Genomic DNA, 16647 nt, shown 5'->3' with positions numbered 1-16647 from the left:
TTTCTGATTCCTGATGATTCGTTAGCGTGGGTTACATCGACGGCGGCGTCGTCACCTGCAGCCGGCTGACCTGCACTACGCCCGGCGCCTGCCCCGCGCGCTCCACGGTGAGCGCGAGCACGCGGATACCGTGCTCGCGCTGCAGGGCCGCCAGCCACGACAGCAGGCTTTCGAACGGCACAGGCGGCAGCCTCACCAGCATCTCCGCGTCACTCTCCGTCAGGTCGGCGATGGGAATGCGGTACGCTTGCGCGCTCTGCCGCAGCCGCTCCGGCAGTTGCTCGCGCGCAGCGGCGCCCGGCGGCAAGCGAGCCTGCAGTTGCTGGATGACACGTGCCTGCCCCTGCAGCGCCGCCAGCTGTTGTGCGCTTTTCTGCGCCTGTGAAAACTGATACAGGCAATAGCCGCAGGCTACCAACAACAACAGGCTTAACAACACCGCCCGCCGCAACGCCTTATCGTGCCATCCGATATTCATCGCTCACCTCTCACCGTCAGGACCGCCTGGTTGGGTGCGCCGCCTTCGCTGAACGTCATGCTGACCTCGCCATCGTTAACCGGTGCTGGCAGCGGCACGTCGTTTCTGTTCACCGTCACCACCAGACGATCGTCGGCAGCGTCGAAAGCCAGCGCCTGCAGCTGCGGGGGCGCCCATAAAGCGAGTGCCCCGGCCGCGTAGGGCAGCAGCCTGAACAGCTGCGGCGCATTCAGGGCGTCTTGCATACGCCGCACCTGCGCTTTCGCCGCCTGTTCCGCAAACGCCGGCGCGGTCTGGCCAGGCAGCAGGCGCTGAGACAGTACCGCTATCCGGCTCTCGTTCTGCCGGGCCATCTGTTGGTGATGCAAACCGCCCACCAGCAGCGAGCCACTGAGCAACAGCAGCGCGCAGACGGTCTTATCGGGCAGGCGACGCGGCCAGCGTACGCTCGGTTTGAAACGCCCCTGCAGCAGCGTGGCGGGGCTGCTCCAGGCCTCTTGCGCCAGTTGCCAGAGCGGATCCTCGTCAATGCGCGCCGCTTCCCAGCCCGCCGGAATCTCCCCGCCGCAGTGCAGACACCAATCCGGCGTCGGCAGCGGAGTGCAATCCCGCCAGGCATCGGGCAGCGACAAGCTCTGCCCATTCCCCGTTCGGATCAGCCAGCGATCGCGCCAGCGCAGCGCGCTGCATTGGCCCGGCAGCGGCAATGCCAGCACGTCGGGCAGCATTTTATCGGCGCGAATGCCGCAGGCGCTCAGGCGCTCGACCCAGCCCTGCATCTGCGCCAGCGCGACGCCGGCGAGGGTGAAATCACGCTGCGCCTTGCCCAGCACCGCCCAGTGCATCTGCTCGGTATCGGTCAACAGCCCGGCCTCGTGGGCGTAGGCCAGCGCCAGCGGCGTCGCCTGCCGGGCCTTGCCCTGGAATGTCGTTTGTCTCAGCACCACATGACGGGCAGGCACCAGTACCACGACTCGGCTGCCCTGCGCCATGGCTGCCAACTCGCCGCCGCCGTCGGTCAGCTCGAGGCGGGCGCCAAAGCGGCAGCGCGTCTCGCCGACGTGGCCCCAGCGCACATCGGCCATCGAGTCCTCGCTCAGCGCGATAAGCAGGATTGTGTTCGCCACCCTTTACTCCTCCCCTCTGTCGAACTGGCGTCCGCTGACCGTGATGCCTGACTGGCCCGGTTGCCACGCGCTGACGAGCCGATAGCGCCCGTCATTCAGCGTCAGCTGCAGCTGCGCAATCCAGCGGCTGTCGTCGAACTTCAATCGCTCGTCGAGAGCGTCGTCATCCAAGGCTTGCAGCGCTTTTTCCTGCGACAAAAACGTCAGCGTCTGCCACCCCTGCGGCGGGCGGGCCGCCAGCAACGTCCGCAGCCGTTCTCCGCCCAGGGCGTTCATCAGCATCGCCCGCAGCAGCGGCAACCGGGCCTCATCCACGGCGTCCGGGTTGATCTGCAATTCAGCATCCGGCGCCGCACAAAGCTGCGGCGCGAGGCGCAGGTATAGCTCACGATCGATACCGGCCAGCTCCCGCAGTTCGCTGATATCCCCCATCAGGTACCCTTCGCCATAAGCCCGGGCGACGATCGCATCGGCAATCGCGCCTGCCTGCGCGTCGGCGATGCCCAGGTTGTTCAGTAACAGCATGAATATCCGCCTCTCTTTATTGGGGGGAACCCCCTCGCTATCTCCGACCTCCGTTGGGCCGGCGGCGCGGATCAGGGCGTTTACGTTGAAACAGGCATCGACCCGGCGCAGGCGTATCGCCACTTCCCCCTCTTCGGTACGCATACTGAACGCCGCCCCAGAGGCTCCCCAGGCCTTGCGCTGCTCTCCTGCCTGCCGCCACCGCTGTTGGGCGTAGATCTCCCCGCCCAACAGCAGCCATTTCGCCCTCAGCCGATCCTGCTGAGACTGGGTGCGCGCCAGCGAACGCTGCCAGTGGTCATTGATATTGACCGCCACGATCGCCATCAGCGACATCATCAGCAGCACCATCAACAGCGCCATACCGCGTTGTTTTTTCATCATGGCCTCGCCGAGGGCAGCGCGATGATGCGCCGTATTTCCCCCAACGCGGGGGTCTCGACGGTGATCTCCACCGCCTGCGGCAGCAGCCCGCCGGCGCGCCAGGCCGTCAACCATTCGCCTTGCCGGTAAAAACGCAGGCGGAACCGCGTCACCTCCGGCAGCAACAGCACGCTGCGCGCCGTCGCCTGCGGGCTGCTCAAATTCGGGTAGCTGAGGCGCTCCAGCCGCCCCTGCCGGTGGCGATAGGCCACCCGCTCCTGCGTGGCACGCGGCAGCCGGGCCTGCGGATTCGACCAGCCGCTTCGGATCAGCAACAGCTGAAAATCCACGTCTTCCCCCTCCGCCGTCTGCAGCACCGCGAATTCCGGCGCCGCCGGCCTGCGTTTATCACCGATCGGCGCACGCGCCTGCGCATGAGCAAAATCGCGCTCGACGATCGCCAGCGCCCGTTGCAGCTGGGTCAGCTGCGTCGATTTGCGCTGGGTAATTTCGTCGTTTTTCAGCACGCCCCTGAAGACCGCCAGGGCGGTGAGCGACAGCATGGCGAACAGGGCGATGGCCAGCAGCATTTCCACCAGCGTAAAACCGCGTTGCAAAGCGCGCTTCATGGCAACCCCCGGTAAGCCTGTAACTCCGCCAGCACGTTGCGATCCTGCGGATCGCGCCTGACTTCGATCGCGATCGCCCGCATTCCGGCGTCGCTGGTCTCCTGCCCACGATAACGCCAGTGCCAGGTCTCACCGGCCATCACCGTGGTGCCCGAATGCCAGGCCAGCGTCGGCGGCTGCGGATCGAGCTGCAGCAGCGTCAGCTGGTTGTCCGCTACCCACAGCGCAACGGTCTTGGCTTCGATCTCGCTCAGGCTACGCACCTGGCCGCCGGTGCTGTTGATCAGCGCCAGGCAACCGATGGCGAAGATCATCAAGGCCACCATCACTTCCAGCAGTGTCATGCCCTGCTGGCGTCTCATTTTCCGCGTCATCGCAACGAATGTCCGTCGTTTCAAATACGAAGTAACCGGGCGCCTGCAATCGCCACAGGCACCGCCCCTGCGACAGCGCTACGCTGAACGCCGTGGTTTCGCCCCCCGGATGCAGCCACACCTGCGGCGGCCGCGCCGCCGCGTCATCGAGCGCGACGGTTTGCCCTTCAACGCTCAGCCACAGCGCGATGCCGTCCGGCAGGGCGTATGCCTCCCGGCTCGCCTGCCCCGCAGCGGCAACGCTGCGCCAACCGCCGCTGCCGAACGCCACGCCATAACTCACCCCTTCGCGCTCGGCCCGCTCGGCGAGGGCATTCAACCAATGGTTCAGCCGCTCCCCCTGCCGTGCCAACGCTTTCTCATCCGCCGGAAAACTCAGCATCACCAGGCCGCTGGTCACCCCCAGCAGCAGCAATACCAGCATGATCTCCAGCAGCGTAAAGCCGCGTATGCGCCTCATGGCGCGTCGGCGTCGGCCACCCAGTTGCCGATATCGTCATCGGTGTCGGCGATGCCGTCCGGCCCCAGAGAAAACACGTCCAGCTTGCCGTGACGCCCCGGATTACGCAGACGATACTCCTGCCCCCAGGGATCTTGCGGCAACCGGCGGATATAACCGTCTTCGGGATAATTTCTCGGGATCGGCGCCAGCGCCGGCCGGGTCACCAGCGCCGCCAGCCCCTGTTCCGCGCTGGGATAACGCCCGTTGTCCAGCTTGTACATATCCAACGCGTTCTCCAACGCGACGATATCGCTGGCGGCCTTTTGCCGATCGGCCTTCTCCTTGTTTCCCATCAGGCTTGGAATAGTCAGGCTGGCCAACAGCCCCAGAATGACGATCACCACCATGATTTCCAGCAGCGTAAACCCTCGCTGCCGCGACCTGCGCATCTTGCTGATATGACTCACTTTACTCTCCATTAACGGCATGATTAGCCGACCATATTATTGAGCTGCAATATCGGCTGCAGGATGGCCAAAATGATAAACAGCACCGAACCGGCCATCGCGATCACCAATAAAGGCTCAAACAGCCCCAGCGCCAGCGTGACTTGCCGGCCGAAGGCCTCCTGCTGCATCGTCGCCGCCCGTTCGAGCATCATGTCCAGCTCACCGCTGCGCTCGCCGGACATGATCATGTGCCGCATCATCGGTGAGAACAGCGCGGTGCCCTCAAGCGACGGCGACAATCCTTCGCCCTCCCGCACCCGCTCCATCGCCGCCAGCAGCCGTTCGCGGGCGGCATCGTTGCCCAACACGCCGGCGCTGATGCGCATCGCCTCCAGCAACGGCACCGCGCTGGCGTTCAAAATGCTCAGCGTTTTGGCGTAGCGCGCCGTGTTCACCGCCAGCGACAGCTTGCCGACCACCGGCAACCGCAGGATGAACGCATGCCAGCGCACGCGCCGCGCCGGATCCCGCAGGCGATAGCGGAACGCGCCAAGGCCCGTCAGCACCGATATCAGCGCCAACGCCCCCCATCGACGCAGCCCGTCGCTAGCGCCGAGCAGCATCCGGGTCGACAGCGGCAAGGTCTGCTTCATATGCACAAACTGTTCGATCACCTTCGGCACCACCGCCGTCAACAGGATCGCCACCACGCCGATTGCCACCGTCGTCAGCACCATCGGGTACACCAGCGCCTGCACGATTTTGTTCTTCATTTGCTGGCGCTGTTCGACGTAGTCGGCCAGCCGTTCCAGCACCGGCGCCAGATGGCCGGAAATCTCACCGGCGGCCACCATGGCGCAATAGAGGCGGTCAAAAATCTGCGGATGCTGACCCAGCGCCTGCGCCAGCGGAAAGCCCTCCAGAATGCGCTGCCGCACCTGAGACAACGCCGCCTGCAGACCTTTTTTCTCCGTTTGCCGCGCCACCGCCATCAGCGCTTCCTCCAGCGGCAGCGCAGCGGACAGCAGCGTCGCCAGCTGCCGGGTCAACAGCGCCACATCGCCGCTGCTCACGCCGCTCATCCAGCGGCCGGCAAACATGCCGGCGAAAGCGGGCCGCCTGCGTGCTTGCACCGCCAGCACCTGCCACCCCTTTTCACGCAGGCGATCGCGGGCGTGGCGCAGAGAATCCGCCTCCAACACGCCGCGCTGGGCGCGCCCCTCACGATCGCAGGCGCGATAATCAAACTTCATCGCCGTCCCCTTCGCGCGTCACTCGCAGCACTTCCTCCAGGCTGGTCTCCCCGGCGCGCATTTTGGCGATCCCATCCTGGCGCAGCGGCAGATAGCGTTCGGCGGCCAGTTTCGCGATGTCCAGCTCGCCGTCACCGCGATGGATCGCCATGCGCATCGGTTCATCCAGCACCAACAGTTCGTGCAAGCCGATTCGGCCGTGATATCCCTGCCCGCCGCAGGCCTCGCACCCCAACGGGCGCCAGCAGGTCACCGCCGGCGTCGGGGGCAGCCCCAGCAGGTGCCGCTGCGCGTCAGGCAACGCATAAGGCTCACGGCACTGCGGGCACAGCCGGCGCACCAGGCGCTGCGCCAACACGCCGCTGAGCGAACTCGAAAGCAGAAACGGTTCGACCCCCATGTCCCGCAGCCGGGTCACGGCGCCGATCGCCGTGTTGGTATGCAGGGTCGACAGCACCAAATGCCCGGTCAATGAGGCCTGCACCGCGATCTGCGCCGTTTCGCCGTCGCGGATCTCACCGATCAGCACCACGTCGGGATCCTGACGCAGCAGCGCGCGCAGCCCGCGCGCGAAGGTCATGTCCACCTTGGGATTCACCTGCGTCTGCGCAATGCCGGCCAACTCATACTCGACGGGATCTTCGATCGTCATGATGTTGCGCTGTTCATCGTTGATCTGGCTGAGCAAGGTATAGAGCGTGGTGCTCTTGCCGGAGCCGGTCGGCCCGGTGACCAAAATGATGCCGTGCGGCTGGCGGATCAGGCGCAGCAACGCCTGCTGGTGCGCCGGCGCCATGCCCAGGCTGGGCAGTTCGAGCCGCACGCCCTGTTTGTCCAACAGGCGCATGACCACGCGTTCGCCGTGGCTAGCCGGCATCACCGACACCCGCACGTCAATCGCTCGCCCGCCGACCTTCAGCGCCATGCGCCCATCCTGCGGCACGCGCTTCTCGGCGATATCCAGCTTCGACATCACCTTGATGCGCGACACCAGCAGCGCCGCCAGCTTGCGCTGCGGCGCCAAAATCCGCCGCAGCGCGCCGTCGATGCGAAAGCGGATCACCAGCTCGCTCTCGTAGGTTTCGATGTGGATATCGGAGGCGCGCTCTTTGATCGCCTCGCTCAGCAAGGCGTTGATCAGGCGGATAATCGGCGCATCGTCCTGTTCGTCCAACAGGTCTTGCTGCTGCGGCAGCTCCTCGGCCAGCGCGTAAAAATCCAGTTCGCCGCCCAGGTCGTCGATCATTTTCTGCGCCTGGCCGCTTTCCTGCTGGTAGTGCGCCACCAGCCGTTGATCAAAAGCCTCCGCCTCCAGCCGGGCCAGCGCCGGCTCGCCGGGCAGGCAGCGGTAGGCCTCCATCAATGCGGCGTGGCTTGTGTCAGGGTGACAATAAATCTGGATACCGTGCTGCCCGTCAACGGCCAGCACGCCATGCTGGCGCGCCCAGGAAAAAGGCAGCAGCGGCCCCGCAGAACGGGGCTTCACGGGCGCACTCCCCGCGAATAAAACGCGTCGATACTTGCAACGGTGGCGAGAAACGCCCGATTGTCGAGCGCCTTCTTATCGCCGGCGATCTCGCCGCGCAGTGCGTCATTCAGCTCACGATCGTCCTGCTGTTCGGCGTCGAACTTGCCTAACTTGCGTTGGCTCTGCCGGGCATATCCCTCGGTGCTGCGAATGATGGTCGGGCGGATAAACAGCATCAAATTACGCTTGCTCGCTTTGGTGGCGGTCGAGCGAAACAGCGCCCCCACCAGCGGGATCTTGCCCAGGATCGGCACGCTGCTCTCCAGCTCCGAGTTGGACTTGTCCAACAGGCCGCCCACCACTACGGTTTCGCCGCTGTCCACCAGCACCGTGTTGTTAACCGTGCGGATATTGAAGGTCGCCCCCAGCGAATCCGGCGTAGCGCCGGCGCTGTCGGCAACGCTGGAGACCTCCTGTTCGATCTGCATCAGCACGGACTGGCCCTGGTTGATCTGCGGTTTGACCTTGAGTTTGATCCCCACCGTCTTGCGCGACACGGTATTGAAGACGTTATCGCTATTGGTGGTTTGCGAACCGGTCAGGATCGGCACATCCTGCCCGACGCTGAATTCCGCCTCGGCGTTATCCAGCGTGACGATGCTCGGCGTGGCCAGGATATTATTTTGGTTGTTGCTGGCGATGGCGGTCAGCAATACGCCCCAGTTACCGCTGTAGAAACCGGTCATCAGGCCGTTGGCCTTGCCGAACACGTCGCTCATGCCGTTTTCGAACCCCGCCGACACCCCGGGCATCTGGCCGGCGAACTGCGTGCCACCACCGTATTTGTTGGCCCACTGCACGCCGATGTTCAGCCCCTGCCCATCCTGCACTTCGACGATCACCGCTTCGACCAGCACCTGCGCGCGGCGCACATCGAGCTTGGCGACCACCGCCTCCAGATCGCGCATCACATCCGGCGCGGCGGTGATGATCAGCGCATTGGTCTGCTCATCAGCCTTGATCACCACATTTTTCAGCAGCGCCACGTTGGCGGCGGCGCTCTCCTTCTCATTTTGCAGGCCCGCACTCACGCCGGTCAGCACCTCGACCAGGCTCTGCGCCTTGGCGTATTTGAGAGGGATAACCTGGGTATTGCCCTGGGTGACGCTCTTGTTATCCAGCTGGTCAATCAGTTCTTTGGCGTGTTCGCGGCTCCGATCATCCCCGGCGATCATCACGCTGTTGGTCCGCTCATCCGCCACCAGCCGCAGCGAGCTCGCGCCGGCCGTGCGCCGTTTGCCCTCTTCGCGAAACAGTTCGTTCACCATGCGCGCGATCTCCGGCGCCGCCGCATGCTTCAGCGCGAGAGTTTCGACCCGATTGCCATCGTCCTGATCCATCTCCCTGACGAGCTCGAGCAGGCCATTGACCACGCTGGCCCGGCCGGTGATCAACAACGCGTTTCCCTGCTCGTAATGCGCCACGCTGCCCACGCCGATGCTGTCGTTGAGCTGGCGCAATATCGGCGAAACGTCTTTGGCCGCGATATTGCGCAGCGGTACCACGCGCATCACCACTTCATCCCCTTCGGCGATCGCCTCGCCGCCGTTTTGTGCCAGCGCGGCTCTTTTTCCCTCTTTGGCGGCGATCACCTTCAAGACGTTATTGGGCATGCCGATGACCGTATAGCCATAGACATCCAGCACGTTGAGAAAGAACTGGTAATACTGCTTCTCGTCGAGCTGTTCATAGCTGCGCACCGTGACCTTACCTTTCACCGCCGGATCGATAATGATGGTTTTGCCCAGGTTTTTACTGACCGTATTGATAAATTCCTGAATGTCCGTGCCTTTGAAATTGGCGGAGAATTGCTCCGCGCGCGCCGCGCCAGCCAGCACAATCATGACGGCCACCGCCGCTAACGCGCGCCATAAGCCGGCGCTCCAGCCTGGGCCGGAACGATAAATAAAATGCGTAATCACAATGTCGCCTTATGCTATAAAACACCCCGCGCCGAAACGGCGCGCCGGCTACTCTTTAAACGTCAGCGTGGCGTAATAGCCGTTTTCATCGAGCAGTATTTTATTTTTCACTATCCGCACGATGACGGCATTGCTGCCGGCCAGACGGTCGCCAACGCCATAACCGGTTTGCTTGCCGCCATGCTCGACGATGACCAGGCTTTTTTTGGCGTTATCGCTGAACAGCAAACCCGCTATCTTGCCAAGCGCAGCGGCTTCCGGTGCGTTAGCCAGCAGCTCGGCACCGATCGCCCATTCGCCGACTTTATACCCGTGCGCCTTTTCGCCGTCTTTCGCCGCTTGATAGCGGCCAAACCAGTGCGCGTCATTAATTTTTCCGATGTCCTCTTCCTGAGGAAAGACAATATGGCGCCCCGGCCCGGGCGCGTTTTCACGGCTCGGCTCAACGGGCGCGCCATCCCCGGCCATCATTCGCCATCCCAGCTGAAGCATGAACGCCAGATTCGTCAGAAAAAAAAGAAGCATAAAAAAATCTATCAACCGTTTGCTCACGGCACCCCCGGTTATTCAACGGCGCCAACGCTAAGCGGAAATACCGACCACCATCGCGACGGAAAACAGCAGCGTGATGACCAGAGCCACTTTATAATTCACGGCGTCCAGCCACGTTCGCCGGCGATTATTAACCGATGACGACGGGCATTCCCCCTGCAAATTAGCGGCCGCACGCTCGCAGGCTTGAAAGCTCAACATCACGCCAAATCGGGGAATGGTCTTGATCACCTCGCCAGGAATACCGTGGCGGGAGAGCAAAGAGCGGCATTGGAATATCATCTGATAATAGTTATTGTCGCTGATGGTCTCATGGTTGCAAAACCAGACAGCGCGAATAATGTCGTTCTTCTTATAAATACCGCTCAACAGGCACAGCATGAAGCGCCGCTGTAATTCGGTCATTTCAATGAGCACATTCTCTTTTTTAAACAACAGCGTTTTTTCATTGTTGTTTAATATTACCAACTCATTTTCCAACAGAGTCTCGTTCAGGGCAATGTTATGTATGTCCATCTCTCGCCTATCAGTTTAATGAAGTTCAAAGGCCCTCTGTGCCATCACCTTTGCACGCATGCGGCGAGATGCATTTTCAATGAAAATTAATGGTTCGCCGTTTCAAGAGCGGCCTCAATTAATCATGCGAAAAACATTCATGCAACTTATTTCTTTAAAATAAACAATATAAAATTAATATGGTCACATCACATTACCTTAGATTCATTAAATCATTTAAAAACATGACGATAGCAGGTTTTATAAAATAGCTAAACCACCATTAAATTTGATTAATGATAAAGAAAATAGACATTCACGCATAATAACCCATGTTATTAGTTGCGTGCTAAAAAGGCAGGAGGCGAGGATGTAAAGGGTAACAGAAATACACCTTAAGCTCACATAAAAAACGAGATAAAAATCAGGATTCGATATTACATAAAAACATCGGCGAGTAGGCATTGCTGAACATCAACGTATTCTTGTCTACGCTGCGAATATGATAAAACGTCGATTCATTGCTGAAAAAGTAAGTATACACCTCTTCCGGCAAGGTATCGCGCGGTGAATAATTCACCTCACCATAGTGGAAACGATAGAAACTGCCTTGCGAGACATAGCTGAAATTAACCCGTCGGTTGACGAAATACTTCTCTTCACCGTCGTTGGCCAGGCCCGACAAGATCATCACGCCCTTATCGCCCGACAAAAAGATGTAGTTTATTTTTAGCGACAGCTGGATGTCATCGTGTGCCGCCTGCGCGTCCAGCGAATTGAAATAATTGAACGTGGCGTTCGCTTCGCAGGAAAAATCACCGAACTCATGATGGCTGCGAACCAGGGAATACACCACGCTGCCAGTCAACACGCACAGGCCGACCAGCGTGGCTGACAAAATATTTAACTTTTTTTCCATGCCCGGATGTACTCGCTCTCACAATTATGCAAAACGGCCGCACTGTCCTTCGTGCATTTGGCGATAAACTGGCGTCCGCTGTCTTCATTGGCATTATGAGAACGGTTAACCTTGGTAATGACAATCTCACCGGGGCGGCAACGCTGGCCATAAAGATCCTTCCTGACCAAGAACTGCAAATAGTCGTCCTGATGATTCTCCAAAAAATGGCCGGCATAGTAGATCGGGCAGCCGTTTACCGTCCCCACGTAAGACAATACCTGCTTCTTTTCACTGTCGCGATGATGTTTGTAATAGATAAAGCACAGCGCCAGAAAAGATAATGGCACGACGATCGATAAGCTGCGCAGCAGAATAAAAAAATAGTGGTGGGTGTTTTTTGACGTTGCGGTCGGCGCAGCCAAGGGAACCGGGGCATCGGCAAGCGGCGGGGGATCGGGTAAATCAATCCGCAGTCGGTCGATCGGTATTATTCTATTGAGTCTATACCCCTTTTTAGAGAGGGTAACGATCAGGCGTTCATTGAAACCGACAGACGTCAATGCCCGCCGCGTCAGGCTGATATATTGATTCAACGTCGCCGAAGAGGCGCTCAGGCCGTGATCGGTCCACACCTGCTGCAACAGCGTATCCCGGCTCACCGCCTCGTGGCCATGCTCAAGCAAACATTTGAATACTCTAGAATTAACGCTGGATAAGAAAACTTCCCGTCCCTTCTTTATACTCTTCAATGAACCGTTTTCAGTGTTAAATGTAATATCTTTATCAATGATATAAATCATGTTCAGCCTGACAGCGCACACGGGTTATTATTTAAACTTATTCAGCGAGTTCGACGACCGCCGCGAAGCGCGGATAGTTTTTTCGCACAGAGAATAAACAATACTAACGCCATCCCAACAGGCGTGCAACTTTAAGAATTTTCCCTATGCCTGCGCCATTATTTGCCCCACAAATAACGATATAAACGCTATTTTTTTCACCGTCATCGGATCTGTTGGCAACCCTATAGGGGGAGAAGGGCAAAAACGGCGCAGAGGAAAAGACGCTCGCTCGCGGCGTACGAAATGACGCTTGTGCAGCTGTCGACAGGAAGAATAACGGGGAAAAACGTTTTTGCGGGCCGCAAATGGGTGGGGACCCTGCCATCAGCCGTTAGTACTAAATTGTGTCGGTTAATCAATTGGTTATCATGGTAGTACTACAACAGTACTGTACCACTCTCGATAGTACCGTCCAGCACAAAATCTTGCAAGTTAACGTGTTTGTAAGATTGGGTACATAACGTCAACTTCTGGGGATTTGTAGTGTCGTTAGTGCTCACCAAGTGCACACAAAAAAGGGGCGACAAGCCCCTATCCGGTTACTTCTTGTCTTTTGGCGGACAAGGATCGTTACCATGCGAATCTTTTTTCGCAATCTTGCCATCCTTGTTATGGATGACAAGCTCACTCTTTTGGTTTGTAGCAATCCCTCTTGCAGCATCCACCGCAGATTGCTTTGTTGGATGCACAGAAGTCGCTTTACTGTTTCCAGCTCCCTTAACTGCCCAACCATCATCATGAGGAACAACATGCTGATCTTTACCCATTATCAGACCCTCTATTTCAATGGAAATATCAGCATATAGTTATTTTATCAATCACTCAATACTACATATTGTGTTTCTCTTTGACTTTTATCACAAAAACAAGGATGGATATCGAAAGGATTTGAACCGTTCCCCCTTACACAAACCCTTTCCTTTACCCCTTCTGCTATATCAGTCCTAAGTACGGGTAGTACTGGCAAGCATTTCCTTTTTGACACGGAACACCGTCGCCCTTCCGCAGTCGCACAACTTAGCGATCTCGTCCGGTGTGTTCTTACCTACCTGAAGCATTTCAATGATTTTGTTATGAAGCTCTTTGTTCTTCTGCTTGCCCTTGTATCTTTTGGCCTCTTTAGCAAGGGCAATCCCTTCATTTCGTCGTGATGCAATCATTCCCCTTTCAAATTCAGCTACAGCTCCCATCATGGTTAAAATCAAACGGGATTGTGGGGAGTTATCGAAACTCATAGAGTTTGCAAGAAAGCGAACAATGATCCCCCGCTCTACAAGACCATCAATCATTTCAAGTAAATCACGGGTATTACGAGCAAGACGGTCGATTGAATGAGTAATCAAGGTATCACCGTCGCGGAGGTGTGAAAGCAGGTTCAACAGTTCAGGTCTGTCACTGGTAGACTTCCCTGATTCCTTCTCTGTAATGATTTTATCGCAGATAGGTTCCAGTACTGCTAACTGACGTTCCAGATTTTGATCCTTCGTAGACACTCTCGCGTAACCAAAAATCATTTTCCTACCCTCGAACTTTATTTCGTATCATTTAAGTTAACCTAACGATACAGTATCATTTAGATCCTTTCAACCTATAAATGAGACTAAACGAGACGATAAAGTAGAGTATCGTTGGGGAGTACTCAAAAGAGACCCGTTCTATGTATTCTAATGTACTAGAGTACTTTGCCTCTCCATGTCTATAAGCGAATACAAACTGCTCACTCAGTCATCCTGCATTGTTGAACTTTTAGGCACCATACTATTGAGGCCCTTCTAGGGTAGCGTTATAGTGTCCAGATACTTTTAAGTACTGGCATAGAGGATTGCTACTTGGAACCTGATTTTAATATCTCACTAGAAGGGTTTAATACTGCTGAAGAAGCAAATGAGATAGGTAATTTAGTGCTTACCGCTACTAAAGCCCTAGCAGAACAGCATAATATGAACATTTCCAAGCTAAAAGCGATTGTCATTTCCTATGATTTTGGAACTGCCCTACAACGGGTAACCTCTAGCTACAACCATAAATCATCTAGCTCATTCACTGATAGTAAACAGGGTACGGCTGTAGGGCAACTAGTGTCGAAAATAGGGTCAAATGGGCTGTGCAATGAATATACATTAGTTTTGTCTGCTAACTTTTTTGTTGAATTGTTTAATGATGAGGGAAAGGTTTCTGTTAAAGAGGAGGGTATAAGAGCTGTCATTCATCGCATTCACCACGAGCTAGTACATGTTCATGAAAAGAATACACTTACCTGTTTAGATCAAAGCCTTAGTGTTAATGACTATGGCGAAGCACTTCTTATTTCAGCGACAAAAGCATGGTCTGAGTATCTTGCTAACTTTATGTCCTCGCGATCTGCTCCACAGGAAATTGTCGATGATTTCCTGGATAATCTTAAAACAGTCATAATTGAAGTTCCCAATGAAATTGATACATTCATCTGGAACTATAAGAATCACATAACTCCATTAGATATAATGTTTTTTGAGGTAAAAAAAAGAATAAAACTAATAATAAATTCATATGGATATGCTATTGGTTATGTTCATGCACTCAATATCAACCTCGAAATATACTTCCCGGAACTAGCTGCCATACTTTCCGATTCAAAATTAAAAAATTCCTTAGCTGACCTCAGTAATGCCTTTGAAAACTTAATGGAAAAGTATAAAAGTAACAATATTGAAGGTTACAGTGATTTTCGTGATATCACAGTAGCCGTAGACTCTATTTTCAAGGTGTTTGGCCTTATTCTAGAATGCCCTGATTGGTCTAACGAATCTAGTCTCTATGTACATGTAATATAAAAACCATTGTAATTCATAAGAATAACAAGAAGCATTATTTTCTCAATAAGTTTGGAGATGCCAGTTGGTATCTCTATTACTTATTAACTCATCTCAATTCTATACTTCATTTTCTGTTAATTATACTTACAATAGTTAAATGGAGTTTGTAACGTTGTTAGTCTTACATGGCAGTAAAGTACTTACATTTTGTAGCGGTACTGGCTCATACAACTCTCCTTGTACACCCCATACACCCCAATCTCGCAAGTACCGCAATAATTCACTATCAAAAACACCTGATACGATAACCCTCGGGCAATACTTTATTATATCCTTTAGTAGTACTGGAAAGCTGTTTCTGTAGAATTGAGTACTGAAATAGCTTTCATCTATCTTAACTGCCTCATAAAATTTACTTATATCAGATTTCAGATTATCAATACCATGACAATGGAGAAAAAGAGTATTACTACCGTGGGAAAGCGATTTCAGTACCGAATTACTCATCCCCTCAGAGATCAGTAGCTTTAGATATGGCATTGATTTTATAAGTATCTGAATGTATGCGTCATGCTTCAAAATCAATGCAGTACTTGCGTCAATACTTAGAGAGCAAAAAAGTTTGCTATCAATGAAAAATTCTTCATTGTTGGTAATAAAGTGTATTATATCAATAAGAAAAGCTCGTTTTTCTTGGATAGTCCAGCCCTGTATTATATCAATAGACAAAGGACTGAGTACGTTAAAACCGTTTTCTCGGAATGTAGTAACTACTTCTACCCCTAACAACTTCTGATCTGTGCTCATTACAGGTTGTGCAAAGTATTGGGTAATCATCGCCGAGTATCCTGACTTTTAATGTACTGATATTTTATTGTACCAGGTACGTCAGCTACAAACTAATACGACTAAAAAACACCCTATTTTTACTTTGCGTAGGAATCCCACCAACTTTATTGTTCGGAGCTGACTGGTCTGGGCAGTGAACTTATGGCAACCTTAAGAGTAGTAACTTAGCGTAGGTAGCAATAACAGAATAACAGGCTGCTATCCTCGACCTCGATGAATCCGATTTCATTGAACTTAGGCAGTGCCTATGTAAATTATTTGATTTAAAATCAATACATTTAGCAGATATTTTTATCAAAAGGATTTTTATGAGTAAGATTTCTGAGCGTTTGAAACATGCAAGAATTAGTGAAGGGTACTGTGTCATTTGTGGTTCTTTTGGACATTTGAGCAAAGATCACGTGCCGCCACGCTGTGCGACAACGATCCAACCTATGTTCCAAAAAACAGTCTCTGAACATTATTCTTCTGAGGAAATCAAGCCAATAAATGCTCATGCTGGAGCAACCTTTAAAACAATATGCAAACATTGTAATAATAACTTACTTGGAACATTAGATGCCGATATCAAAAAACCAATAGAAAAGTTTCTTTTAGAAATAAACAAATATATAACTGGCACTCATTATTATGGGAATACTATCTCAGTACCTTTCAATGCAATTCCATTTCTAAGAGCAATGATCGGCCATCTCCTAGCAGCTACTTCGGTAGAAGTCTGTAAAAAAGGACCGATTGATAGTGATTTTTATACACCACTAAGAGAATTTGTATTAGGTCGTAATATACAAATAGAAGATACTCACGATTTTTATTATTGGTTTTATCCAAACAAAACTCAAATAACAGCCCAGTTAATATCATTCTTTAACAATGGACATATATGCCATTGTAGTTGTATGCATTTTTTCCCTATGGCATTTTTAATTACTTTTAAGGGCGAAGGAACATATCCTGCACATTCAACAAAATTAAATGTTGATGATAGGAATTTATACTTTAATATGACTCAAGGAAATTTAGATTATGTCGCATTCCCATTTGTTCCCCTCAGAGGAAATCAAATGACTGTGATGACGTCTAGTTTCACTTCTGCCAGTTACCCACAAAAGTAGAAATGTCC

The 16647-nt window shown here is 54.1% G+C and carries 19 protein-coding genes; 2 read left to right on the top strand and 17 right to left on the bottom strand.

What is annotated here, in order from left to right; translation table 11 throughout:
- Positions 1 to 31: 31 nt before the first annotated feature.
- The 16 genes from gspM to V8N38_RS04995 form a co-directional block, all read right to left on the bottom strand.
- Positions 32 to 478 (bottom strand): type II secretion system protein GspM, encoded by a 447-nt coding sequence (gene gspM, locus V8N38_RS05070; RefSeq protein WP_147839402.1) that lies wholly within the window; start codon positions 476 to 478, stop codon positions 32 to 34.
- On the bottom strand, positions 475 to 1605 hold the full coding sequence (gene gspL / locus V8N38_RS05065) for a type II secretion system protein GspL (RefSeq protein ID WP_147839401.1): 1131 nt from the start codon (positions 1603 to 1605) through the stop codon (positions 475 to 477). The genes gspM and gspL overlap by 4 nt, the downstream gene beginning before the upstream one ends.
- A gap of 3 nt (positions 1606 to 1608) precedes the next feature.
- A complete protein-coding gene (gene gspK, locus V8N38_RS05060) occupies positions 1609 to 2514 on the bottom strand; it encodes a type II secretion system minor pseudopilin GspK (protein ID WP_230458162.1) in 906 nt (301 codons plus the stop codon).
- On the bottom strand, positions 2511 to 3122 hold the full coding sequence (gene gspJ, locus V8N38_RS05055; protein WP_060440570.1) for a type II secretion system minor pseudopilin GspJ: 612 nt from the start codon (positions 3120 to 3122) through the stop codon (positions 2511 to 2513). Before gspJ ends, gspK begins: the two co-directional genes overlap by 4 nt.
- Positions 3119 to 3466 carry a type II secretion system minor pseudopilin GspI gene (gspI, locus tag V8N38_RS05050; RefSeq protein ID WP_047728681.1) on the bottom strand — a complete coding sequence of 116 codons (348 nt, stop codon included), beginning with the start codon at positions 3464 to 3466 and terminating at the stop codon, positions 3119 to 3121. Before gspI ends, gspJ begins: the two co-directional genes overlap by 4 nt.
- Positions 3378 to 3956: a prepilin-type N-terminal cleavage/methylation domain-containing protein gene (locus V8N38_RS05045; protein WP_123193169.1), complete on the bottom strand. Its 579-nt coding sequence runs from the start codon at positions 3954 to 3956 to the stop codon at positions 3378 to 3380. The genes gspI and V8N38_RS05045 overlap by 89 nt, the downstream gene beginning before the upstream one ends.
- Complete coding sequence (gspG, locus tag V8N38_RS05040; RefSeq protein WP_047730782.1) at positions 3953 to 4387, bottom strand: type II secretion system major pseudopilin GspG; 435 nt, start codon at positions 4385 to 4387, stop codon at positions 3953 to 3955. The genes V8N38_RS05045 and gspG overlap by 4 nt, the downstream gene beginning before the upstream one ends.
- Positions 4388 to 4428: 41 nt before the next feature.
- A complete protein-coding gene (gene gspF, locus V8N38_RS05035; protein WP_147839400.1) occupies positions 4429 to 5640 on the bottom strand; it encodes a type II secretion system inner membrane protein GspF in 1212 nt (403 codons plus the stop codon).
- Complete coding sequence (gene gspE / locus V8N38_RS05030; protein ID WP_060423399.1) at positions 5630 to 7126, bottom strand: type II secretion system ATPase GspE; 1497 nt, start codon at positions 7124 to 7126, stop codon at positions 5630 to 5632. Before gspE ends, gspF begins: the two co-directional genes overlap by 11 nt.
- On the bottom strand, positions 7123 to 9012 hold the full coding sequence (gene gspD, locus V8N38_RS05025; protein WP_070914181.1) for a type II secretion system secretin GspD: 1890 nt from the start codon (positions 9010 to 9012) through the stop codon (positions 7123 to 7125). The genes gspE and gspD overlap by 4 nt, the downstream gene beginning before the upstream one ends.
- A gap of 126 nt (positions 9013 to 9138) precedes the next feature.
- Complete coding sequence (locus V8N38_RS05020) at positions 9139 to 9642, bottom strand: type II secretion system protein N (protein WP_072265459.1); 504 nt, start codon at positions 9640 to 9642, stop codon at positions 9139 to 9141.
- A gap of 30 nt (positions 9643 to 9672) precedes the next feature.
- Positions 9673 to 10158 carry a winged helix-turn-helix domain-containing protein gene (locus V8N38_RS05015; protein ID WP_141958125.1) on the bottom strand — a complete coding sequence of 162 codons (486 nt, stop codon included), beginning with the start codon at positions 10156 to 10158 and terminating at the stop codon, positions 9673 to 9675.
- Between the two features lie 403 nt (positions 10159 to 10561).
- Positions 10562 to 11056: a FidL-like protein gene (locus tag V8N38_RS05010; protein WP_047728690.1), complete on the bottom strand. Its 495-nt coding sequence runs from the start codon at positions 11054 to 11056 to the stop codon at positions 10562 to 10564.
- Positions 11041 to 11838: a winged helix-turn-helix domain-containing protein gene (locus V8N38_RS05005; protein WP_060423389.1), complete on the bottom strand. Its 798-nt coding sequence runs from the start codon at positions 11836 to 11838 to the stop codon at positions 11041 to 11043. The genes V8N38_RS05010 and V8N38_RS05005 overlap by 16 nt, the downstream gene beginning before the upstream one ends.
- Before the next feature lie 581 nt (positions 11839 to 12419).
- A complete protein-coding gene (locus V8N38_RS05000; protein ID WP_187181531.1) occupies positions 12420 to 12647 on the bottom strand; it encodes a DUF2188 domain-containing protein in 228 nt (75 codons plus the stop codon).
- 177 nt (positions 12648 to 12824) lie between these two features.
- The gene (locus tag V8N38_RS04995; protein WP_039995762.1) at positions 12825 to 13394 is read right to left on the bottom strand and encodes a recombinase family protein; all 570 of its coding nucleotides are present in this window, start codon (positions 13392 to 13394) and stop codon (positions 12825 to 12827) included.
- A gap of 315 nt (positions 13395 to 13709) precedes the next feature.
- Between V8N38_RS04995 and V8N38_RS04990 the strand changes: the two genes are divergently transcribed.
- Positions 13710 to 14693 carry a hypothetical protein gene (locus V8N38_RS04990; RefSeq protein ID WP_244951294.1) on the top strand — a complete coding sequence of 328 codons (984 nt, stop codon included), beginning with the start codon at positions 13710 to 13712 and terminating at the stop codon, positions 14691 to 14693.
- Between the two features lie 135 nt (positions 14694 to 14828).
- Here the strand turns inward: V8N38_RS04990 and V8N38_RS04985 are convergent, their stop codons facing one another.
- Positions 14829 to 15512 (bottom strand): hypothetical protein, encoded by a 684-nt coding sequence (locus V8N38_RS04985; RefSeq protein ID WP_147839398.1) that lies wholly within the window; start codon positions 15510 to 15512, stop codon positions 14829 to 14831.
- Between the two features lie 320 nt (positions 15513 to 15832).
- Here V8N38_RS04985 and V8N38_RS04980 point away from each other — a divergent pair, with 320 nt between their 5' ends.
- On the top strand, positions 15833 to 16639 hold the full coding sequence (locus V8N38_RS04980; protein WP_147839397.1) for a chaperonin: 807 nt from the start codon (positions 15833 to 15835) through the stop codon (positions 16637 to 16639).
- Positions 16640 to 16647 lie beyond the last annotated feature (8 nt).

It is taken from the genome of Serratia nevei (assembly GCF_037948395.1).
GTDB classification, from domain to species: domain Bacteria; phylum Pseudomonadota; class Gammaproteobacteria; order Enterobacterales; family Enterobacteriaceae; genus Serratia; species Serratia nevei.
This window is presented reverse-complemented; position numbering and strand designations above follow the sequence as displayed.